Origin of the sequence: Microcoleus sp. BM001215392, assembly GCF_036700185.1 — a bacterium.
Classification (GTDB): domain Bacteria; phylum Cyanobacteriota; class Cyanobacteriia; order Cyanobacteriales; family Microcoleaceae; genus Microcoleus.
On record NZ_JAUBOJ010000077.1, the window covers coordinates 1 to 20,985 of the forward strand.

Annotated in this window: 21 protein-coding genes and 2 pseudogenes; 15 read left to right on the forward strand and 8 right to left on the reverse strand. The window is 43.5% G+C overall.

Annotated elements, in window-relative coordinates:
- The first annotated feature begins 194 nt into the window (after positions 1-194).
- From QT974_RS11425 to QT974_RS11450, 6 genes are all read left to right on the forward strand, one after another.
- Complete coding sequence (locus QT974_RS11425; RefSeq protein ID WP_333468600.1) at positions 195-395, forward strand: heavy-metal-associated domain-containing protein; 201 nt, start codon at positions 195-197, stop codon at positions 393-395.
- 45 nt (positions 396-440) lie between these two features.
- On the forward strand, positions 441-2,699 hold the full coding sequence (locus tag QT974_RS11430) for a heavy metal translocating P-type ATPase (protein WP_333468601.1): 2,259 nt from the start codon (positions 441-443) through the stop codon (positions 2,697-2,699).
- A 259-nt stretch (positions 2,700-2,958) separates the two neighbouring features.
- A complete protein-coding gene (locus tag QT974_RS11435) occupies positions 2,959-3,936 on the forward strand; it encodes a cupredoxin domain-containing protein (protein WP_333468602.1) in 978 nt (325 codons plus the stop codon).
- A 178-nt stretch (positions 3,937-4,114) separates the two neighbouring features.
- Positions 4,115-4,528: a heavy metal-responsive transcriptional regulator gene (locus QT974_RS11440; RefSeq protein ID WP_333468603.1), complete on the forward strand. Its 414-nt coding sequence runs from the start codon at positions 4,115-4,117 to the stop codon at positions 4,526-4,528.
- Between the two features lie 555 nt (positions 4,529-5,083).
- Positions 5,084-5,278, forward strand: a complete 195-nt coding sequence (locus QT974_RS11445) for a heavy-metal-associated domain-containing protein (RefSeq protein ID WP_015211780.1) — start codon at positions 5,084-5,086, stop codon at positions 5,276-5,278.
- Positions 5,279-5,477: 199 nt separating this feature from the next.
- Positions 5,478-6,452, forward strand: coding sequence for a hypothetical protein (locus tag QT974_RS11450; protein WP_333468604.1), 975 nt, complete (start codon positions 5,478-5,480; stop codon positions 6,450-6,452).
- A 144-nt stretch (positions 6,453-6,596) separates the two neighbouring features.
- On the opposite strand, the pseudogene QT974_RS11455 reads toward QT974_RS11450, so the two are convergent.
- Positions 6,597-6,806 (reverse strand): annotated as a pseudogene (locus QT974_RS11455) (IS1 family transposase); the annotation flags it as partial.
- 62 nt (positions 6,807-6,868) lie between these two features.
- Here QT974_RS11455 and QT974_RS11460 point away from each other — a divergent pair.
- A complete protein-coding gene (locus tag QT974_RS11460) occupies positions 6,869-7,981 on the forward strand; it encodes an IS630 family transposase (protein WP_333468605.1) in 1,113 nt (370 codons plus the stop codon).
- A 19-nt stretch (positions 7,982-8,000) separates the two neighbouring features.
- Here the strand turns inward: QT974_RS11460 and QT974_RS11465 are convergent, their stop codons facing one another.
- From QT974_RS11465 to QT974_RS11485, 6 genes are all read right to left on the reverse strand, one after another.
- Positions 8,001-8,237, reverse strand: coding sequence for an IS1 family transposase (locus tag QT974_RS11465; RefSeq protein ID WP_333468606.1), 237 nt, complete (start codon positions 8,235-8,237; stop codon positions 8,001-8,003).
- Positions 8,238-8,373: 136 nt separating this feature from the next.
- Entirely contained in the window at positions 8,374-8,514 is a 141-nt protein-coding gene (locus QT974_RS34760) for an IS1/IS1595 family N-terminal zinc-binding domain-containing protein (RefSeq protein ID WP_442933171.1), read from the reverse strand.
- Positions 8,515-8,747: 233 nt separating this feature from the next.
- Positions 8,748-9,431, reverse strand: a complete 684-nt coding sequence (locus QT974_RS11470) for a DUF6753 family protein (RefSeq protein ID WP_333468607.1) — start codon at positions 9,429-9,431, stop codon at positions 8,748-8,750.
- Complete coding sequence (locus QT974_RS11475; RefSeq protein ID WP_333468608.1) at positions 9,428-10,309, reverse strand: mobilization protein; 882 nt, start codon at positions 10,307-10,309, stop codon at positions 9,428-9,430. Before QT974_RS11475 ends, QT974_RS11470 begins: the two co-directional genes overlap by 4 nt.
- 162 nt (positions 10,310-10,471) lie before the next feature.
- Entirely contained in the window at positions 10,472-10,951 is a 480-nt protein-coding gene (locus QT974_RS11480) for a hypothetical protein (protein WP_333468609.1), read from the reverse strand.
- Entirely contained in the window at positions 10,944-12,125 is a 1,182-nt protein-coding gene (locus tag QT974_RS11485; protein ID WP_333468610.1) for a ParM/StbA family protein, read from the reverse strand. The genes QT974_RS11480 and QT974_RS11485 overlap by 8 nt, the downstream gene beginning before the upstream one ends.
- A 314-nt stretch (positions 12,126-12,439) precedes the next feature.
- Between QT974_RS11485 and QT974_RS11490 the strand changes: the two genes are divergently transcribed.
- The 5 genes and pseudogenes from QT974_RS11490 to QT974_RS11515 all read left to right on the forward strand — a co-directional run bounded on the left by QT974_RS11490 (position 12,440) and on the right by QT974_RS11515 (position 18,367).
- Positions 12,440-12,754, forward strand: a complete 315-nt coding sequence (locus QT974_RS11490) for a hypothetical protein (RefSeq protein ID WP_333468611.1) — start codon at positions 12,440-12,442, stop codon at positions 12,752-12,754.
- A 190-nt stretch (positions 12,755-12,944) separates the two neighbouring features.
- Positions 12,945-13,322 (forward strand): hypothetical protein, encoded by a 378-nt coding sequence (locus QT974_RS11495; protein WP_015211765.1) that lies wholly within the window; start codon positions 12,945-12,947, stop codon positions 13,320-13,322.
- A gap of 57 nt (positions 13,323-13,379) precedes the next feature.
- Entirely contained in the window at positions 13,380-15,071 is a 1,692-nt protein-coding gene (locus tag QT974_RS11500) for a relaxase/mobilization nuclease domain-containing protein (protein WP_333468612.1), read from the forward strand.
- 472 nt (positions 15,072-15,543) lie between these two features.
- On the forward strand, positions 15,544-17,628 hold the full coding sequence (gene recG / locus QT974_RS11505) for an ATP-dependent DNA helicase RecG (RefSeq protein WP_333468613.1): 2,085 nt from the start codon (positions 15,544-15,546) through the stop codon (positions 17,626-17,628).
- Between the two features lie 133 nt (positions 17,629-17,761).
- Positions 17,762-18,367, forward strand: a pseudogene (locus QT974_RS11515) (Uma2 family endonuclease).
- Positions 18,368-18,465: 98 nt separating this feature from the next.
- Here QT974_RS11515 and QT974_RS11520 read toward each other — a convergent pair.
- Positions 18,466-19,455 carry a hypothetical protein gene (locus QT974_RS11520; RefSeq protein WP_333468615.1) on the reverse strand — a complete coding sequence of 330 codons (990 nt, stop codon included), beginning with the start codon at positions 19,453-19,455 and terminating at the stop codon, positions 18,466-18,468.
- Positions 19,456-19,651: 196 nt separating this feature from the next.
- On the opposite strand from QT974_RS11520, the gene QT974_RS11525 reads away from it, so the two are divergent.
- The 3 genes from QT974_RS11525 to QT974_RS11535 form a co-directional block, all read left to right on the forward strand.
- Positions 19,652-20,146 (forward strand): hypothetical protein, encoded by a 495-nt coding sequence (locus tag QT974_RS11525; RefSeq protein ID WP_333176504.1) that lies wholly within the window; start codon positions 19,652-19,654, stop codon positions 20,144-20,146.
- A gap of 42 nt (positions 20,147-20,188) precedes the next feature.
- Positions 20,189-20,440: a hypothetical protein gene (locus QT974_RS11530; protein WP_333468616.1), complete on the forward strand. Its 252-nt coding sequence runs from the start codon at positions 20,189-20,191 to the stop codon at positions 20,438-20,440.
- A gap of 3 nt (positions 20,441-20,443) precedes the next feature.
- Positions 20,444-20,985 (forward strand): siphovirus Gp157 family protein (locus tag QT974_RS11535; protein WP_333468617.1); only part of this gene is annotated, 542 nt, incomplete at its 3' end.

The window sequence follows — 20,985 nt, forward strand, 5'->3', positions numbered from 1 at the left end:
CGCCCCAATCTAGGATACACCGACTTTGAAAACACGCCCTAGGGATTCAAGAGACAGCAGATCATGGTGTCCAGGGTGTTGATTTCTCCTTTTTAGAGGTTCTCAAAAATTTCTTTTCATTCCCCCTTGACACTCCAGTGGACTGGATACTGCAAGATAGGATTAACCCCTCAAAGGAAAGGAAAAATACAACCATGACACTACAGCTAAAAGTCCCTAACATGGCGTGTTCAGCTTGTGGCGAAACCATTACCAAAGCCATCAAGACAGTAGATGCCGCCGCAAATGTTCAGGCAGATCCCAAAACCAAACTGGTCAATATCCAAACTCAAGCATCTGAAGCCGCCATTACAAAGGCAATTACAGCGGCAGGTTATTCCGTTACCTGTCACTAAAGATTTCTCAGACCCATATTAAGGATGAAAATAAGGAGGTTTTGTATGGAAAACGCCACTATGAAACTGCGAGGCATGAGTTGTGCCTCTTGTGCAAGTAACATCGAAGAGGCAATCCGCTCAGTTCCGGGAGTTGAGACGTGCAATGTTAATTTTGGAGCTGAACAAGCCAGCGTTACATATAATCCCAGCCAAACTGATGTAGCAGCGATTCAGGATGCCGTGGATGCGGCTGGATATTCTGCTCTGCCGATGCAAGATGATGTACTTGCCCCAGAAGATGATGCAGAACGGCAGGCGCGGCAAAGTGAAAATCAGGACTTGACCCGCAAGGTGTGGGTTAGCGGTATTATCAGCGCCGTTATCGTGATTGGCTCCCTGCCTGCAATGACGGGATTGCCTATTCCCTTCATTCCCATGTGGCTGCACCATCACTGGCTACAACTTGTACTCACTACTCCAGTATTGTTTTGGGCCGGTAGGTCTTTCTACATCAATGCCTGGAAAGCCTTGAAGCGTCATACGGCGACAATGGATACGCTAGTAGCGATCGGGACAGGGGCAGCTTACCTCTATTCTCTATTTCCCACCTTCTCTCCCCAGTGGTTTATCAGTCAGGGTCTTAAACCAGATGTGTACTTTGAAGCGGCATCTGTAATTGTTGCATTGCTCTTGCTAGGACGACTGTTGGAAAACCGCGCTAAGGGACAAACCTCAGAAGCAATTCGTTCTCTTATGGGTTTGCAGGCAAAAACGGCGCGGGTAATTCGTAATGGACGAGAGGTGGACATTCCCATCGCTGAGGTAGTGTTGGAAGATGTCATTCTAGTTCGTCCGGGTGAAAAGATTCCCGTGGATGGCGAGATTATTGATGGCTCCTCAACGATTGATGAGGCAATGGTGACGGGTGAAAGTGTACCCGTGAAAAAGCAGCCTGGTGATGAAGTGATTGGAGCGACTATCAACAAGACTGGAAGCTTCAAATTCCGAGCCACACGAGTGGGTAAAGATACGTTTTTGGCGCAAATCGTTAAACTGGTGCAGCAAGCGCAAGGCTCCAAGGCACCGATTCAGCGATTAGCCGATCGCGTTACGGGATGGTTTGTCCCTGTTGTGATTGCCATTGCGATCGCTACCTTCATCATCTGGTACAACATCATGGGCAACGTCACAATGGCATTGATTACCACCGTGGGCGTGCTGATTATTGCTTGTCCCTGTGCGCTTGGCTTAGCCACGCCAACCTCGATCATGGTGGGTACAGGTAAAGGGGCAGAAAACGGAATTTTGATTAAAGGTGCAGATAGTTTAGAACTAGCGCACAAACTGCAAACTGTTGTTTTAGACAAAACAGGCACGATTACCCAAGGTAAACCCACTGTAACGGAGTTTATAACGATTAATGGTACCGCCAATGGTAACGAGCTAAAACTTCTGCGCCTCGCTGCATCCGTCGAACGGAATTCAGAACATCCTCTGGCAGAAGCCGTGGTGCAATATGCCCAATCTCAAGGAGTGGAGTTGACGGATTCACGGGAGTTCGAGGCTCACGCAGGTAGTGGTGTGCAAGGGTATGTATCCAATGAATGGGTGCAAATTGGAACTCATCGTTGGATGAATGAATTGGGAATTGATACCAGTAGTTTGCAGCAACCGTGGGATCGATTGGAATATCTCGGTAAGACGGTTATCTGGATTGCCATAAATGGCAAAGTAGAAGGAATTATGGGCATTGCCGATGCCGTGAAACCATCTTCTGTTGTCGCAATTCGCACTTTACAAAAGATGGGATTAGAAGTGGTAATGCTAACAGGTGATAACCGTCGCACGGCAGAAGTCATAGCGCAGGAAGTCGGCATCAAACGAGTTATTGCAGAAGTTCGTCCCGATCAAAAAGTCGCTCAAATCGAAAATCTTCAGGCAGAGGGAAAAATTGTCGCAATGGTGGGGGATGGAATCAATGATGCACCTGCACTTGCTCAAGCTGACGTAGGCATGGCAATTGGCACAGGAACAGATGTCGCGATCGCAGCTAGCGATATCACTCTAATTTCTGGTGACTTACAAGGCATTGTTACTGCCATCCAACTGTCTCGCGCTACGATCCAAAACATCAAACAAAATCTGTTTTTTGCCTTTGTCTACAATGTGGCAGGCATTCCCATCGCCGCCGGAATTCTTTTCCCGATTTTTGGATGGCTCCTCAATCCAATTATTGCCGGGGCAGCAATGGCATTTAGTTCCGTTTCTGTAGTAACAAATGCGTTGCGTCTCCGTAACTTTCGACCCAAAAATGTTGGCTAATTTGATTCGTGCTTAAGAGGAAATAATGATGAACAAGCAACTTACATTTCTAGGGACATTAGCAGGATTTGGGTTTCTGCTTGGGGTAATTTCCGGTTCAATTTTTGGAGTGTTAACGTAGCCTATTTTTGCACTCTGATGAATGAAACATCGAACGATAGCACGGGTTTTGTCAATCACGAAGGAAATTTACTAAATACCTTTGTTCAAAACCCGCTCTTACTCCCATAATCTTGTGTATTTTTTAGGAGGTTTTTAAATGAGCGGCAAAACAACAATTATCGGTACTATTGCTAGTCTCGGGGTTGTACTAGGAATGTTATCGGGTGAAGGAATAGCGCAAAATACCCATGAAACACACCCAACTCAAACACAGCAAAGAAGTCAGTTTCATCGCATTGAACAACCCTTAAGTAACAAGATTTTAGTTACTTTGGCTGGACTCGGATTGATTAGTTTAGAACTTTGGTGGTTTCTCCTTAGCAAACCCAAATCTCAGAAAGCAGTTACAGCCAGTGGAGGAATTCAAGAAGTAACCGTCACCGTTGATGGTGGTTATGAACCCAGCCGCATTGTTGTGCAAGCTGGACAACCAGTGCGTCTTAACTTTCACCGCCAAGATCCTAGCAGTTGTTTGGAACAAGTCTTAATTCCAGATTTTCATATTGCAGCAGATTTGCATCTGAATCAAGTAACCTCTGTTGAATTCACACCTAAAAAAGCTGGCAGTTATGTCTTTAGCTGTGGCATGAATATGTTTCGAGGCGAAATTATCGCTGCCGAAGACCAACAACTTGAATCAACGGGGTTCGAGGAACCTCAAACACTAACAGAATCTCAGTTCAATTCATCCATGTCAACACATCAGCCTGAAACAATAATTGACGCTGAAGCTATGCAAATCAATCCAACTGTTGACCAGGGCCTCCAGAAAGTGACTATCATTGTTAACAAAGGCTACACGCCCAATCATCTGGTAGTTAAAGCAGGTAAACCCGTTCAACTCCACTTTTTACGTGAAACTTCTAGTGCTTGTTTAGCGAAAGTGCTGATTCCCGATTTTGGCATTGCTACCGATTTGTCTTTGAATCAAGTAACAACCATTGAATTCACTCCCGAAGACGTAGGACAACACACTTTTAGTTGTGGCATGAATATGTTTCGCGGTACCATAGAAGTGCAAGCCACTAACGTCTCTGACCCAGATGAAATGGCTGCTCAGGCCTTAAATAACTGACCGTCAACCAAGTGCGATCGCTCGAATGGTTTGTCCAAACGCCTACTGCTACCCAAAGTTGCGACATTCAGGCGATCGCCACTCAGTCATTCAAAAAAATGTCTAGCCCCTCTTGACTCTCCATCCCACTGGATAGTTTATCATAAGCTTAGAGTTGGATTCAGTAGAGGAAATCAGTATGTTAGTTCAAGAAAAGCAAAAACTCATTGGTTTAGTTGCGAAGGAAAGCGGCGTACCGATTAAAACCATTCGCTACTATGAGGAACTCGGTTTAATCAAGGCATCAGGCAGAACCGAGGGGAAATATAGATTATTTAATTCTGATATTTTGACTCGGCTAAGCTTTATTAAACGCGCCCAAACTTTGGGATTAAGTTTAGCCGAGATTCAAGAATTATTGACGGTTCACGATGGGGGAGAGTTGCCTTGTGAACACATCAAAGTCCAGTTGCAAGATAAACTGCTCGCTATCGATCTACAAATTCAGCAACTACTTATCCTCAAACTAGAGTTGGAAGGATTACTTTCAGGTGCGCCCACCTTACTAGAAAAGGTTGATTCCATCATTTGTCCTCTGATTCAAAAAAAGTAAATTCTTCTATAACTTAATTGTTTCGATCGGTGTGTCAACGGAGGTTATAGAAGTTGACACACTGGTTTTTTATCAAAAAATAATATCACTCAAGACAACGGCCCCATACACTGATTAAGGCAAGTCCAACAGTTATTGTCAAAGTGGGAAAATCAGGGTTTATATATTTTCTTGCTGCCTAAATATTAGAGTTGCAACACATTAAAAAAGATGAATTAGCAGGGCAAATATTTGACAATGAGCTAGAGCTTGCCTACGCCGTAATTCAGGGAGTAGAAGTTAGATAGAGGAGAAAGAAAAAACTACCGTACCCAACGTGTTAAATTTAAATCCAATCACCACACTTAATCTTTCGTTACATAAAGATAATTTTTCCTGCCTACCTACTTATATGTCGATTTATTCTGAAAAAATTTGTCAATATTTTTTCGCTACCCCCTTGACTCTCCAGTCGAATAGAGAATTTAAGCTGTTATTAGTAGGTTGAGTAAGTTCACGATTGATTTACTCAACAAAGTTCACCCATCAATCACCATCGATTAGAAACTGAAGGCTATGGTACTGCAACTAACTGTTCCTAAACTGGCTTGTTCTGCTTGCGTGAATGCTATCACCAAAGTTATTCAAACGCTTGATTCTACTGCCTCGGTTCAAGCCAATCCAAAAACCAAACTTGTCAGCATAGAAACTCAAGCCTCCGAAACAGCAATCAAAGAAGCAATAGCTGCGGCTGGCTATCCATCCGTGTAAACCTTTTAGTTTTTTTTCCTGCCAGCGGTTAGCTTTTGGCTAGCCGCCAATCCTAAATATTCATCTTAACTCTGGAGTTTATCAGTAGTTTAGAGGATTCATTTACAAGAATGCCCTTAACTAAAAACTCCAAACGAGAACAGCAAAGTCTGAACCCCTGATAAATCGACAACCTCAAGTTTACTAACTGGAGAAAACAATGAAGCCATTTTTAACTGCAATTGCTATTACTTCAACTCTCATCCTAGCTCAAGGTTGCTTCTCACCCTCAAGCACGAAATCTGGCGAAACATCAACTTCTTCTGCCTCACAAGTGGCAAATACCAGTTCTCACGAGGGTCATGTAATGGATAATGTCCAGACATCAGGAGCTAATAAAAATCTTCATGAGGGTCATAATATGGAGGATTCCAAAACCCATGACGCTGGAGAACAACATCATGATGGTGGTCATTCGGGATATTCAGATGCCGAACCTGCGAATGCTATCGCTAAGCTGACAGTTCCCTCCAATATCGCGCCCAAAACTCCCGTACCTTTGGTAATTGAAGTCCAAAACAAAGAGGGAAAGTCTATTGCTGATTTTGATAAATTCCAAGAACAATTAATGCACCTGATTGTCGTTAGCGATGACCTCCAATATTTCAATCATATTCACCCCACCTATAAAGGAAATGGACGCTTTGAAGTTCAAAGTGATTTTCCCGGCTCAGGTGGTTACACGCTGTTCAGTGATTACAAACCAGCCGAAAAATCAGAACAAGTTTCTGTCTTAAAAATGCAAGTTCCGGGTCAAGCTTTAGCTCTGTCAAAAGTTGACATGGCTACCACCCAAACTTTGGGAAATACTAAGGCTAACCTCACGTTTTCTCAACCTCAAATAAAAGCAGGACAAGGAGTTAACTTAATTTTCAATTTGCAAGATGCTAGTAGCAACCAACCGCTGAAGGATTTACAGCCCTATTTAGGCGAAAAAGGACACTTAGTTATCCTCAAGCAGTCATCACCGTTGACAAAAGCCGACTATATTCATGCTCATGCCTTGAAAGATACTCCAGCAGGAGAGGTTCACTTTATGACCAGTTTCCCCCAAACAGGAAAATATAAGCTTTGGGGGCAGTTCAATCGTAATGGTCAAATTGTCACGGCTGATTTTTGGGTAAAGGTGGAATAGTTATACTCGCATTTTTTGTTTCTGAAGCAGAGAAACAGATTTTTGTTTCAAATGCTTGATTTCTAAACATTTTGCTATCAGCTAACTACTGGTGGCTGATAGCAAAACTCCTTGGCGATAAATCATGAGTAAACTATGGGGTAGTCATGCAGAGTAATGATATCGTTTTCTTATGCAAGAATTATAGTGATGTACAAAGTTAAAAATTGCTCCAATATGGTTTTGCAGTTTTTTTGAGAAAGGCAAGGTTTTACGAACTAAACGAGAAATTCCCTGCCGTAAAGTATTATTAAGTCTTTCAATATGACTGGTTTTTCCCGATTCTTTACCTACAGCTTGATGTCTTTTAAAAGGTAAGCTGTTTCGCATTTAAACTGGTATAATAATAAATCACAAGTCACAGAAAAGCCAGAAGTATGCCAGCAAAAAATCATCTAAATGCAGAGCAAGTCAAAAAGCTTCAACAAACATTAAAACAAGAAGAAAATGGAGAAATTAGAGAGAGAATCTTAATCTTACTATTGCTCAATGATGGAAAAACGCAAAAAGAAATTGCTAAATTTATCGGGTGTTCGCCCAACAAAATCTGTTTCTGGTGTGTGCATGGCGATCCAGATAATTTAGAGAGTCTTAAAGATGAGAAGATGAAAGGAAACCATCACAAAGCCACAGAAAAATACATAGAGATATTACTAGAAACAATTGACAAATCTCCTCAAGAGCTAGGATATGAATTTGGTCGATGGTCAGCTAAAAGATTGGCTACTTATTTAGAAGAAGTGACTGGAATTAAGTTAAGTGGCTCACAAGTCTGGAGAATTATTTCAAAAAAAAAGTACGTTTACCTGTGGTCAAAATATAGCCTAGAGCACAAACAAGATCCAGAAAAAAGAAAAGCTTTTAAAGAGAAACTAGAGGAATATTTAAGAATAGAAAAAGAAAGTCCTACTCGCCTTCAGGTATGGTTTTGGGACGAAAGTGGATTTAGTTTAAGGGTGATTAGGAGAAAGACTTGGGGCAAAAAAGGACATCGCAAAAAAGTGAGGGGAGATAGAAGAAAAGGAAGAGTGAATGCCATGGGAGCAATCAGGTATTCAGACAAAAAAAGATTTGTTGAGTTTCTCAGTAAAAGTAACTCTAATAGTTTCTATAAAGTCTTGAAACTATTTTATCAAGATTTAATAAGTGAATGGGTAGAAGCGGGAAACAATCGGGAAGATTTTACAGAAAAAGGATGTCAAATAGTGATTGTATTAGATAATGCCAGCTTTCACAAGAAACAAGACTATATCCAGATAATAAAAACAGAAATGCCTAATATTCATCTGGAATATTTACCTGAATATAGCCCCGACTATAACTTAATTGAATTGGTATGGCATTCAGCCAAAGAATATATTGCTAATCGACTTTTTAAATCAGTTGAAGAATTAGAGTTTTTGTTGCATAAGCTTTTAAATGAAGGAGAATTGGTCATCAAATGGGGACGAAAACTTAAAAACAAAGGAAATGCTGTTATCACAATTTAAATGCGAAACAGCTTAGCACTTATGAATAAGATTCCCAAAAATCAGTATAACAAACAGCACATTGTCTATAGACAGGAGGTAAAGATTGCCAGAGCTTGGACGCAGACTTTTTTGAGCGGTCTCCAATATAAAGTCCAACAATTTCACGGGTCTTTTGATCTAAAGCTATCCAGAGCCATTGCTTTTTTCGCTTGTTTTTGACAAATGACCACATTTCATCTAGCTGTAAAGTCAACTGACCTTTCGGTTTTTTCATTACCCAAATTTCTTAGGAAATTATTTCGGCATACTTTTTATTTACATAATTCTGAAGCCATCGAATGGAGACCCCCGTAGCTCTAGCAATTCCGGCTCAAGAAATTTTTTCTAAAATCAGCCGCTCAATTAAGGCTTTAGTATAGGAGTGAAATCTGCTTATATTGATAATTTTCAATAAACTGACGACTACAATTTTTACATTTAAATCGCTGTTTCCCGTAATAAGTCTTTCCATTTTTAATAAAAAAATCGCTTTGACAATTAGGACATTCCATACTTTTACCTCGCAAATTTATGTGGATTTAATATTAAACCATTACTGTGCATACTACCCGGATATTTTCAAACGATCTTTTTTACGAGCTTTAAAACTTGAAGCATACCAAACTAGCAGTAAAATGGTAATTACAGGAAGAAATACTATACACGTCAGCAGCAAGATGAACGAAATAATCATCAGTAGGACTTGGAAAAGTTAGCTAACTTCTGGGTAAAGTCACACCAGTGTTCAATCCTTAAATTTACGATACTCTGGCGATTCTACCCAAATTGTACAGAATCCCGAAATAGCTGGCCTTCCCGCCACTTCCAAAGTCACCCCCAGACGCTTGACATCCTTTTTACATTCCAGATCAGTAAGACTATCCGAATTCCACCTCATCAAATTCCGAGCAAACTTCCCCTCAGCACTCGTTGCCCACCGCAAAGTCTCCGCCTGCTCCTGAGTTAAAGAAACTGCTTCCCCCGGTGCAAACCCTCCTTGCGACCAAAGTAAACCCATCCACCCCATCACAGCACCAGCACCTAACGCCACCAACAGGATACCCGCAGCCGGTATCAAAGCAAGAGCCGATGTCCTCCACCGAGTCAACTCCGTCTGACGCACCAGAGAATTAACAGCCTCAGCAATTTGTCCCTCTTGCTTCTCTACCGCCACCCGTTCGTAACTCGCCAAAGTCTTGTTAATCCGCCCCACCCACCGATCGAACGCTAACTCAAAATCCTCTGGTTTTGGACTCTCTTGAAGCAGCACTTCCAATCGGCCAGCAGCCAACAAAATCAGAAAAATCGGGTCAGTTGGCTCAATTTTCCCCTTAAAAGCCAACTCCAAAACTTTGCGCCTGTACTCCTCCGATTGCCCCTCTAAAGCAATATCAAGCAAAGATTTAGTATCAACAGCACCATAACTCACGGCAACATCCCCGTAGTTTCAAACGCCTCATAAGCTGACAACATAAACGACTTAATCCGCTGTCGGCCCAGCACCCCGAGTTCCTGGCTATTCCTTGCCAAATCAAAAGTTATCCCCCGAGCATCTATCGCATTCCTTTCCCGCGAATAAAACTTAGGAAAATCAATCACCTTGACCTCATACTTTTTAATCGCATTCTGCACCTCCTCCATCTCTTCCACAGAACTCCAATCATCCTCCAATCCCAAATTGCGGACGAGGACGTGAGTAATCTTATTGTCAAAATGCTTAACTGACTTCAAAAAGAGCTGCACGCTATCGTAGCCCCCCGTACAAATAAACCACTTGCAAAAACTAATGCGAGACTGCTTCCCCAACTCAATTAAATTGTTTCTTCCCATCCACTTAGTTACCAAAGGATAAACTTGAGCCGGTAAATTGACAATTACGCTCTTCTCAAACGCCAATTCAAAAATCCGATCCGCTTCGTAAAACTTCTTCTCGTCCTCGCTAAACAGAGCTTCACGGCATACGCTCTCATAGATTCGAGATACATCAGGATTAGAGCGATCGGTATCTACGGCAAAAAATGGTAAATTCTTGTCCAAGAAATACTGAATCAAAACCCTAGCAAATAAGCTCTTGCCAACTCCGCCTTTCTCTCCATCAATCAGATGAATTTTAGTAGCCGGTTTTTCAACCTTCTCTAACCCGCACTCTTTGAAACCATTCGAGTTTTCTATCGCTGTATCCATAGCTGAGTCTCCTCCTTCATCTACCTGTTTAACCACAGAATCTGTTAGTTGCACTTGATATTTCGAGTTTCTACTTCTACTTGCCATGTCCCACTTTCCTATTTCAGGTTCATTTTCTAACACAAATACAGTTATTTTTGCTTTATTTTTATAGCTACTAACTGCCCAATCAGCAAGAAAAACTTGCCTAAAATATAAATTTGCAAATTCACCAATTCAATGACTAGCATACTTGTATTCTCAGAGGTGATTAGGGTCAAATTCCGCTCAATAATTGAAACTCATTCATGCAAATCCTGAATCATCGAAATCCTCGCCACCCTCTAATTCAAAGAAGTCATCCGCAGTCAATCCGCTACGGGTGGAATGGTTAGGAGGCGTCAAGCTTTCCACACCGTAAAGCAGAGAACGGTCTGCCTCCTCAATGCCAGCAGGTACTTCTCGCGAAAATGGTATTTGGGAAATAGGCATTCCCCCTATATTAGTAGGAGGATATTCAATCCCGCCTCGCTCGCGCAAATAGAGAGCGTGCTTTTCCAGAGCATAGACGGCATTTCTAAATAACCGCCCTAAAATAACTGGATCGATATTCTCTTTTTCCAGATATGCTAGCGGCAGCCAGTAAGGTCGCAGAGATTGGAGAATCATTTCTCTCGAAGGCAGCAATAAATTGCCTTTAATATAGGACATCAAAACTCCATCATCAGTAGATTTTAAAGGCTGATAGCGCCACAAAAAATCAACCCTTTCTTTTTCCTTAGCCACGACCAACTATCTCCTGTAAAACGGAACTTTTTGACCCACAAACAGCGGATTCTGTGACCTGAGAATTGAACTGCTTTTTCAAATTTGCCTTGAAATACGAAAACATCCCATAGACATCATTGAGCCGATTTTCAAACCCTTTCTTTTCCAAAATAGGTGGCATAGCAATTTCGGCATTCCAAATAATCGGAAAGCGATCGTAATGTTCGTTTAACTCCTTACGGAGATAATCAGCCGTCCCACCGCAGAACACCAACTCATCGCAATCCGGTGGCAAATTCTCATCCAACCAACTGGTGAGACTCCGCGCATATTCAGGTCGTGCCTCTTTGATTGCTGCTATCATCTGCTGCACTTCTTCAGCCCGCCCTTGCTTAGTTGTGCTGCGAGCCAACCGCATTAAAGGAGCTGCCTTGAACTCAGATCCCGCTGCAGCGATCGCCGGAGTCAATCGCTCCGCAGTCTGCCCTGAAGTCCTAGCTACCACCCTCTCCACCATGCGGATGAAGCCCAAATCGCTCGTTTTTCCCGGTCTAACATCCCCCCGTTGCACCACCAGCAGGCTAGCATTGCGGTAGCCAATCATGGCGATCGCGCACACCCGCTCTTTCAAAACAGAACCAACTTTCTTGTTGTGCATCAGGTAAATGCCACCCCCCTCTGGCTTGCAGTTAAACGCCAACAATTCCACGCTCATCTGACCTGTAGGAGTTTGGTAATCTGCTAAAGCTTCCCGCAGCACCCGCTCGAACCTCCCCCGGTCTTCATATTCCCCCGGTGGCAACAACACGGCGATCGCCGCCGTAAATTTCGGAGGCAAATTCAGCTTTTCCTTAATCGCCCACATCCCAGCCAGAGTTTTGTGCAGCGCCCTCTCGTACTTAAGCTCCGAAAGACCAGCATTGGCGTGAAACCTCTCTTTCGCCAAATACCCTACTGCCCTGTAATCGTTCCTAAAGGCAACCCAAGCCGTATTCTCAGGCTCGGCTGACCCCAATTGGTCTCTGCCATAAGCCAAAATTGATTCGTGCGGTACAGATACGACCTCCGGTTCCATGCACAGCAGTCGAATTTGATTCTTTGGCCCTGCGTAAAGAATTTTGGTAGCTGACCCCCCGTAATCGCAGGCCGCGATCGCTTGAGGCCAGATGGTTTCGATAGTAGTTTCGCTCATATCGCAGGTCTTCCTAATTGAAGTTTCAAGAGTGGTAAACAAACAGCCCTGTACGGAAAGGACGTGCCGAAATAACCCTTACGCTAAGCCAAGCGTGCCACCTCAAAAGAAGGCTGTAAAACAAGAGCTATTCAAGGATTAAAACGCACTTACTACTTATTAACCCCTCCTAAAACCTCCCCTCCCTCAGCCAGTTGTCTGAATCCCAGCATCTACAAAAATCGGACTCACGGCTTAGGCTGGGACAGAGCTTTTGGTAGCAAGCTGTGTCAGAGGTGCGTGCAAACTGCTTTCTCTAACGGGATAGCACCCCTATGAAAAGAGCGCTGCTGCCAGCCTGTCGCTGTTCAATGGAAAATTTTCCATTAGCTATTAGACGGGAAGCCCCGCGCTGTATTGCTTGCAATCAGCATCGGGTACTTCACACAGACATCTCGAAAAAAGATGTAGAGACAAGGGCGATCGCGTATGCAAGCAAAAGTGGAAGAGCACGCATCATTGATTTTCCCAGATGTCTATTGGAAATTCCCACGCCTGTTAAGTTCAGCCAAATCTGGCTCTGGGCCACAGTGACAATGGAAAATTTTCCATTGGAAATTCCCACGCCTGTTGAATTCAGCCAAACCTGAGTCTAAGCCCTAGTGGCAAGGGAAAATTTTCCATTGGAAAGACTGACCTCGAGTTGCCATGCCTTAAAGCCCCTCCAGGCAACAAGCGAGTGGCAAGTGGCTGAGGCGCGATTGCCCTCCGCGCACGCTACCCGATCGCAGCCGAAGGATAAAGTTCGTTACCCAACACCAAATAGCGAGCAAACTAGCCATGTCGAGATCCAAACGAATCAAAAGAATAGCCGTATACCTAACGCCAGAAGAACTTCAACTTGCTGAGACAATGGCTAAAAATCTCCAGGTGAGCATCAGCAGTCTGTTCCGATACCACACTTTTAAACAACAACATCAACCAGCTTTGTGCCAAAAATTAGCCGAACTTAACCTCCGCCTCAAACCGATTGCCCTTGCTACAGAACAAGCATTATGGATGGGGGAAAAAATTACACAGCCAGCCAACTTTGAGGATCTGATTGAGCAAACTTTGGCACTGCTCAAGCAAGTACAGCAACAGCAAATGAACGTACCACTTCTAATGAATTTAAGCGATATTGAGGAAAATTTAGAAGCTCCTAGCGAAAACTTTTAATAAAAACATCCACAAATCATCACTTTTTTACTACACAAGTTTTAAGTTTAGTAAATAATGATTGGCAAGCAGAAAATCGGTAAAACTTTTACCCCATTGCTCAATTACCTCTTCTCCAAAGAAGGAGCTTCACTGATTGGAGGAAATATGGTAGGAGAAAATGTCCAGGAATTAGCTGCTGAGTTTCTGTTCTCCAAACAACTCAACCCTAGAGTTGAAAAACCAGTTTACCATGCGACCTTAAGCGTGCCGGATGGCGAGTATATCCCTGATGCCAAATGGCGGGCGATCGCTCTAGATTACCTAGAAGGAATGGGACTGGATAAAAATCTGTTTGCTATCATCCGCCATACCGACCGCGACCACGACCACATTCACATTGCAGCCAGCCGTATCAAATTGGATGAGCAAGGAACTTGCGTATCAGATAGCTGGAACTATCTACGCAGCGAAAAATTGATTCAAGAATTGGAAGAAAAGTATGACTTGACACCAGCTTCCCGCAGTTTTGATAAAGAACGCCGTTCTCCCACGACTGGCGAACACCGACGGTTAGCAAGAACGGGGGAAATCAGCACGCGGGAACAACTGCAAACAGCACTAGATAGAGCAACCACTGACAGTCCCGCGCTCGCTCTTTTGATTGACCGACTCGTTGAACAAGGCATTAGTGTAAAAATAGAACCTACCCCCGCAGGCGAATTAGGGATTAGCTACAAATTAGGCAATATTGCTTTTAGCGGCACTCATTTAGGCAAAGCTTACACCTTCAAGGGGCTGCAAAAATACAGAGGAGTCACTTACTCTGCTAATACTGACATAAATGTGGAAGCCATTCCCCCATTGCAAGAGCGAGAATTGAACGAAATTTTGGAAACAGAAAACTCTAAACCAAATAGCGACGCGAACAATGATAGTGATGCTGATGACTGCGGCGAAATGAGGAACAGCAGCATCGAGAGCAATTCTTCACCAATATACTGGCAAAGCTACTCTAACATTGACAGGCCAGAGCGAGAAGGAAGCAGCACAGGGACTTCCTCAGAAACCGACAAAGATTCTCTAATCGCTGAGTCAGAAGATGTAGGCAAACCCGACTCGCCCAACGATCGCGAAACATCGGGGTTCGACTCACTTAACTGGGAGTCTGTACGAAGCAATTTAATAGAAAATGCTTGTCTGCCAGTCGAATTAATCGACCTCCTACACGACAGGGGATGGATAGACGCAGACAGCCTGAACCGCCCTGTATTCCAACTCCGCACTCTTGCAGGAGAGTACAGAGGAACCTGCACCTTAGACGCCAATGGAAAATTTTCCATTGACAGTCATGGGGAAGGCTCATATCAAGGAGGCGACAACAGTGAAAAGGGAGTTTTCTGGATAGCGGTTCAAAACAATATTGAAAGAGCCATTATTGCCAGCAACCCGGTAGAACTACTGTCTGTAATTGCCTTAGATCCGGATTTCAATAAGAGGCCGACTTTATACTTAAGCATTGATGCGGTTTCTTCGCTGCCAACCGACTTTCTTAAGGAAGTAGAAACTATAGTAGTCGGCTTCAAAGGAGATCGAGACGGCGATCGACTGTCAAAAGAAATTATTGAAACATTCCCTCAATCAAAGCGAATCAATCCAGGCTTTGCCGGGTGGAACGCAATCTTAGCATCTCAAGAGCAAGAAAACGAAAATGGTTTTAACGATCGTGATGAAGCAATCGATCGCAATTTTGGCGTAATTTTGGATTAATCAAAACTCACTATTAGTATTTTACGCAGCTTTCATGGGACCAGGAAACGATGACTAAAGTTGGGGGATAAACAAATTGCTTATTTTTACGACGCCCTTTTCGACTTGTTTGAGCAGTAAAACCGTCGCTGCAACCCACCTAAAAACCAAACAATATGCTATTTGGAAAAGAGCTTTTTCTAAATCGGCTTGTCCAAGCCGTGACTCAGACTCTATTATCAGTATTGTGAAAGAGTGGAAGCGCCACCTTAAAATTATGAATCTACGTCACTTACTTCTCTCTACTGCGCCCTAAATCTTTGTGCAACCAGCGAGAATGGAACTCTGCTTTGTTAGAAGTAATGGAAGGACTAAAAGCAGTGTATCTCTCAATTAAATTCAGCGATTTGCCATTGGTGAAGTGGCTGCTAGCGCAGCATTATGAATGGCTTGCTAACAAAAATTTGAATTTGAGAAATTCCAAACTATCATCATGAAACTGCATTCACCCATTTGCGATCTGCCAGGGTTACACCCAAGCAATTACAAAATGCTAGAAAGGCTGGGTCTTGCAACTGTACGAGACTTACTGCTCTACTTTCCCCGTGATTACATCAAGTATCGGCGAGTAAAAATTTATCAGTTGAAAGTAGGCGATTCAGTCACGGTTGTAGGTAAGATTGAACATCAGGAAGTAGTCAGTCCGCCTAAAAATTCTAGGCTAACAATTCAGACTATTATTGTCAAGGACAAAACCGGGAAAATAGCCTGCAAGCGTTTCTTCAACCACCCGTACTACCAATCAAAAAAGTGGAGGAACGAGCAAGCCGCCACCTATGTTGCTGGAGGCATTGTTGCTATATCTGGGATAGTCAAAGCCGATCGCTATTGTGGAATGACATTAACTTCCCCTGAAATCCGATTAATCGGTCTAGACGAAGCCAAGGATACGAAAAATTCAATTATCCCAATTTATCCTTTGACAAAGGGAGTTAGCAACGAAATTGTCCAAGATGCAGTAACCTCAGCTTTGGAATCTGCCAAGCTGCTAAATGACCCCCTGCCGCAGGAGTTCAGACGACAACACGGTTTGATGGAATTACAGAAGGCGATCGCAAACATCCACCAGCCCCCAGACGAAACCAAACTAGAAGCTGCCCGCCGTCGCATGGTATTTGATGAGTTTTTCTATCTCCAGCTATCGTTTCTCGTGCGTCGCCACCGACTTTTGGCGCGATCGGCTCTTACAAAAATAACTCCTGCTGGTCCTCTAATCCAACAATTTTACTCTCAACTTCCCTTCTCGCTTACCTCAGCTCAACGTAGGGTCATTAACGACATTCTCAACGACATGACTTCCAAAACGCCGATGAACCGACTGGTACAGGGGGATGTCGGTTCTGGTAAAACAGTTGTTGCTGTCGTTGCTATCCTCGCTGCCATCCAGTCTGGCTACCAAGTGGCACTTATGGCACCTACAGAAGTGCTAGCCCAACAGCATCACAGGAAGATTGCGGCGTGGTTTGAACGCCTTGGCGTTTCTGTTCAATTGCTGACGGGTTCTACCAAAACCGCCAAGCGCAGAGAAATCCACGCCCAATTAGAGACGGGTGAACTTTCACTATTGGTAGGAACTCACGCGCTTCTGCAAGAGAAGGTCAACTTCAACAAACTCGGTCTGGTAGTCATCGACGAACAGCACAGATTCGGGGTGCAACAGCGGCAGGATTTACTGAACAAGGGAAATAGACCTCATGTACTGACGATGACCGCGACTCCTATTCCGCGTACTTTAGCACTGACCTTGCACGGGGATTTGGATGTCAGTCAGATTGACGAGTTACCGCCCGGTCGTCAGAAAATTCACACGAAAGTGCTTAATAAAAGCGCTTCAGCATACGATTTAATCCGCCTTGAGGTACTTCGAGGTCGTCAAGCGTACATCATCCTTCCCCTGATCGAAGAATCGGAAAAGCTAGATTTAAGAGCAGCGGTAGCAGAATACGATCGACTGTCAACTGAAATCTTTCCCGAATTTAGAGTTGGTTTGCTGCACGGTCGGATGACATCAGCAGAAAAAGATGAAGCCCTCAACTCATTCCGCGATAACAAAACCCAAATACTGGTTTCCACGACTGTTGTGGAAGTGGGCGTGGATGTTCCAAACGCTACTGTCATGCTGATTGACCATGCCGATCGCTTTGGTTTAGCTCAACTGCACCAGTTAAGAGGTCGCGTCGGTCGCGGGTCTTACCGTTCTTACTGTCTGCTGCTCAATACCAGTAAAACAGCAGAAGCCAAGGCACGTCTTGAGGTGTTGGAAAAATCCACTGACGGGTTCTTTATTTCGGAGATGGATTTGCGCTTGCGCGGGCCGGGAGTTGTGATGGGCTATCGCCAGTCGGGACTTTCGGAATTTGCTTTGGCGAATATACTGGATGATGAGGATTTGCTGAATTTAGCTCGTGAGATGGCAATGGCAATTGTTAAGAGTGACCCAAATTTAGAAAGACATCCATTGATAGTTGCAGAAATCAAAAGACGGGGGCTGACGAATTGGAATTGCGCTCTAAATTAAAATTGTTATAACCCGTTTTTTTATTATAGGAGGCTTTGATTGCTCAGCAGGGATAAGAAATTCTATTCAGTTAATAATTGCCAATCTGCAACAACACGGCAAATAGAACCAGCGAAAATTTGAGAGGTTTCTCATGACTTACACCGCGCAACAACTTCTAACTTTTGAAACATTCCTCGCTCAATATGGTGACAACCCCCGCTACGAACTTGCTGACGGAGAATTAATTGATAGGTCACCCACCGGATCCCACGAAACCGTCAGTGGTAAACTGGCAACTTAAATCGGCATTGCGATCGCAGCCGAAAAACTACCCTGGTTCATTCCCCGCACTTGTTTAATCCGTCCCTTCGTAGATACAGTTACTGCCCGCCATCCCGATATTGTTGTGTTAGATGAAACCGGCCTCGCTAACGAACCTCTCTGGGAAAGAGAACCTGTGATTACCTTGGGGCGATCGATCAAATTGGTGGTAGAAGTCGTCAGCACTAACTGGGAAACCGATTATGCCCGAAAGGTTGAAGAATACGCTTTTCTAGAGATTCCTGAGTATTGGATCGTTGATTATCGCGGTTTAGGGGGAGTGGCTTTTATCGGTAAACCCAAACAACCGACGGTCACGGTTTGCCAACTGATTGGCGAAGATTACACCCAACAACAATTTCGCCTGAGTCAGCCGATTATTTCTCCTCTGCTAAAGAGCTTACAACTTCGTCTCGATGATATTCTTCCTCGTTAATAGAATATCCTGTAATCAGTTTAAACCCTGTTACCAAGGTTTTACGCCCAGTTTGCTTACTTGATTGAAGGCCAATCTTTCAGTGCACAAAACGTAAATTATAAGTAAGAGTTACGGAATTTAGTCTGAGCCATATAAATAGCTTCCTTGACTGTCCATTGCTTATGCGGAAGCAAATCAGCAACATTTCCGAACTGAACTAAACCTCTATAATCGCCCGTGATTTGAGCAATAATTCGGGCGATCGCTTTACAACAAGAATCCGGGTATTTGACAACTTGCAACTCAGAAAACCGAATCACTACCCAATTTTTTTCTAAAAAAAACTGATTGCGCTGATTGTCTTTACCCCTATCTATGCAATGATGAGGCTTTCCCGTTCGCCCCTCATAAGGCTCATCAATCTCGATATCTATAGCTAAACCAGTCGGTTTATGAACCAAAATGAAGTCAGCGGTGTAACGAAAAGATGTACCCGGTATAGGAAACTCACCACCCATACAGAAGTCATAAAAACCAGAGAAATAACGACATAAGTAAATAAAAAATTGCTTTTCACTTACCCCTTGCTGTACTCCTCCCTTACCCTGACTTGCTGGCGGTTTAACAATCTTTTTCAAGAAATTATTAAGCAGCTTAGATCGCTCCTGCAACAGAGAATTATATTGCTCAGTTTCCTTGTGATTTAGCTGCAAGCGACACAATTGATAACTTTCGTATTTGGATAATTGTTGTTGGTAGTCAGCCAGTCGTTGCTTGTAGCGATCGCGCACTTGAAAATCAACAAACCGCAGATAAGAGAAAGTCGCTACTGCACTCACTGAGGAACAGGTCAGCGATGACCAGAAAGCCATAACACTCATGCCAAACAGCCAGTTAACCAACATTACTACCGCAACACTAGCTATCCAAAGTTGAATTACCAGAGAATAACGAGAATTATTGGAAACTGGCGGTCGCGGCGGAAAAGGCATTTTTTTTGTAGAAGAAGCACTTTCTTCCAAAATAGCTATCGGGTTATCCGCGCAGAACTGACGAATGGAATCCGGGAGAAGAATAACTGGGTAAAAGCCTCTTATTTGGCTCATGGTTATGCTTTTTGTAGGCGATCTATAAGCTCAGGCTATGTGTATTTTCAGCCTTTAACCTATTAAATATGCGTGTCGTATCACATCATGCCCAGGAATGACAAACTCCTCTACCTAATTTCCGATGTCATCCACTTATAAATGGGCTAACGCCCAGAGAGTGGGGTGGAAATAATAATTTGGTACGCCACTACTTATGCCTACAAATCAGCCCAATAATACACAAAAAATTGCCACAGACCGTCTCAAATCGACGCGGGAAAAACTGACAAGAAAAATCAAATTGGCATTGAAGACTGCAACGCCTGAAGAAACTCTGGAAGTGTGGATGTTGATGAAACGGCAGGAACTCAAAAGAACGACTCCTGGGTTATCGGAACAGCAGATGGAAAGCGTCGTGCGATCGCTAATCCTAGAACTCGGCTATGACATCATCGCTACCTCAACTGCCTCACCTGCTGCTGCATCGCCAGAACCAGAAGTTCAGACAGATGAAAGCGAAGTGGATGACGCGGATGAGGATAACGATGCTGATTTCACTAACGACGATCTTGAAGGCGACGAAGATAACTTTTCAGAAGAATTATCAGATGTATCTGAAGAAAAACTTCCTTCTCGCAAGCAGCGGGTTCCTGCTTTGAAAAAAGTAGAAAGCTTAAGGGCTTCTACGCGAAATGGAAAGCACTATTAAGCATTGTTGAATTTGAAATCATAGACGAGGTTTTACACAACCGTGTCCCTACAACAATGTGAAGCTGACGACACAAGAAATACACTCATTTCCTACACTAATACTTCTTTCCTGGGAAGAGTGGATTTCAAATCCGACTCCCTAGAACTTATCCCAGAGACGGAAATTTTGGAAGTAGGCGATGAAAGCATTGACTCTCATAGTTTGGAAGACGAACTCACGCCAGGAACGCTAGACATACTCGCTCGCATTGAAACTTTTGATGAGTATTTTCATTGTTGCGGAAGGTGGTAACTAATGTATTTAGCCAAAGATTTGTTAGCCAGATATTCGATACAAGCAGTCGAACTCTGGAATCAATTGGAAACTGCTGAAACTCCCGAAGAAGAGGAGGCTATTCTCAAAGAAATCTGGGAAAACCAGACAAACCAGGAAATTGCTGCTGACACGCAAGCCGAACTAGCAGATCAACTAGATGCTGAAATTTGTGCCGTCAAAGCACGCTTAAAACATTTAGTAGAACTGCATACTGAGGCAATTGAACGACTGGAACGTTGGCGCAGCAGTCTGGATAAAACCCTGCTACAATTTCATTCAATGGGAGTAATTCCCACAGAGATTGTGGGGATCTCGCGTCACATCCGACTCAAGGAAAATCCGCCGAGTTGCGAAGTATTAATCAATCCTTGCGAATTGCCAACAGAGTACCGCACGGAAAAGCTAGTTGTTACACCCAACAAACGCAAAATCGTAGCGGATTGGAAACAAGGCATTCCCGTTGATGGCACTCGAATTGAGCGTAAACTCAGAGTTGAATACGGAATAGTACCATCAAATCT

What these genes read in the sequence shown, in the direction of transcription:
- QT974_RS11425 (WP_333468600.1), top strand. Translation starts at nt 195, where the DNA reads ATGACACTACAGCTAAAAGTCCCTAACATGGCGTGTTCAGCTTGTGGC.
- QT974_RS11430 (WP_333468601.1), top strand. Translation starts at nt 441, where the DNA reads ATGGAAAACGCCACTATGAAACTGCGAGGCATGAGTTGTGCCTCTTGT.
- QT974_RS11435 (WP_333468602.1), top strand. Translation starts at nt 2,959, where the DNA reads ATGAGCGGCAAAACAACAATTATCGGTACTATTGCTAGTCTCGGGGTT.
- QT974_RS11440 (WP_333468603.1), top strand. Translation starts at nt 4,115, where the DNA reads ATGTTAGTTCAAGAAAAGCAAAAACTCATTGGTTTAGTTGCGAAGGAA.
- QT974_RS11445 (WP_015211780.1), top strand. Translation starts at nt 5,084, where the DNA reads ATGGTACTGCAACTAACTGTTCCTAAACTGGCTTGTTCTGCTTGCGTG.
- QT974_RS11450 (WP_333468604.1), top strand. Translation starts at nt 5,478, where the DNA reads ATGAAGCCATTTTTAACTGCAATTGCTATTACTTCAACTCTCATCCTA.
- QT974_RS11460 (WP_333468605.1), top strand. Translation starts at nt 6,869, where the DNA reads ATGCCAGCAAAAAATCATCTAAATGCAGAGCAAGTCAAAAAGCTTCAA.
- QT974_RS11465 (WP_333468606.1), bottom strand. Translation starts at nt 8,237, where the DNA reads ATGAAAAAACCGAAAGGTCAGTTGACTTTACAGCTAGATGAAATGTGG.
- QT974_RS34760 (WP_442933171.1), bottom strand. Translation starts at nt 8,514, where the DNA reads ATGGAATGTCCTAATTGTCAAAGCGATTTTTTTATTAAAAATGGAAAG.
- QT974_RS11485 (WP_333468610.1), bottom strand. Translation starts at nt 12,125, where the DNA reads ATGAGCGAAACTACTATCGAAACCATCTGGCCTCAAGCGATCGCGGCC.
- QT974_RS11490 (WP_333468611.1), top strand. Translation starts at nt 12,440, where the DNA reads ATGAAAAGAGCGCTGCTGCCAGCCTGTCGCTGTTCAATGGAAAATTTT.
- QT974_RS11495 (WP_015211765.1), top strand. Translation starts at nt 12,945, where the DNA reads ATGTCGAGATCCAAACGAATCAAAAGAATAGCCGTATACCTAACGCCA.
- QT974_RS11500 (WP_333468612.1), top strand. Translation starts at nt 13,380, where the DNA reads ATGATTGGCAAGCAGAAAATCGGTAAAACTTTTACCCCATTGCTCAAT.
- recG (WP_333468613.1), top strand. Translation starts at nt 15,544, where the DNA reads ATGAAACTGCATTCACCCATTTGCGATCTGCCAGGGTTACACCCAAGC.
- QT974_RS11520 (WP_333468615.1), bottom strand. Translation starts at nt 19,455, where the DNA reads ATGAGCCAAATAAGAGGCTTTTACCCAGTTATTCTTCTCCCGGATTCC.
- QT974_RS11525 (WP_333176504.1), top strand. Translation starts at nt 19,652, where the DNA reads ATGCCTACAAATCAGCCCAATAATACACAAAAAATTGCCACAGACCGT.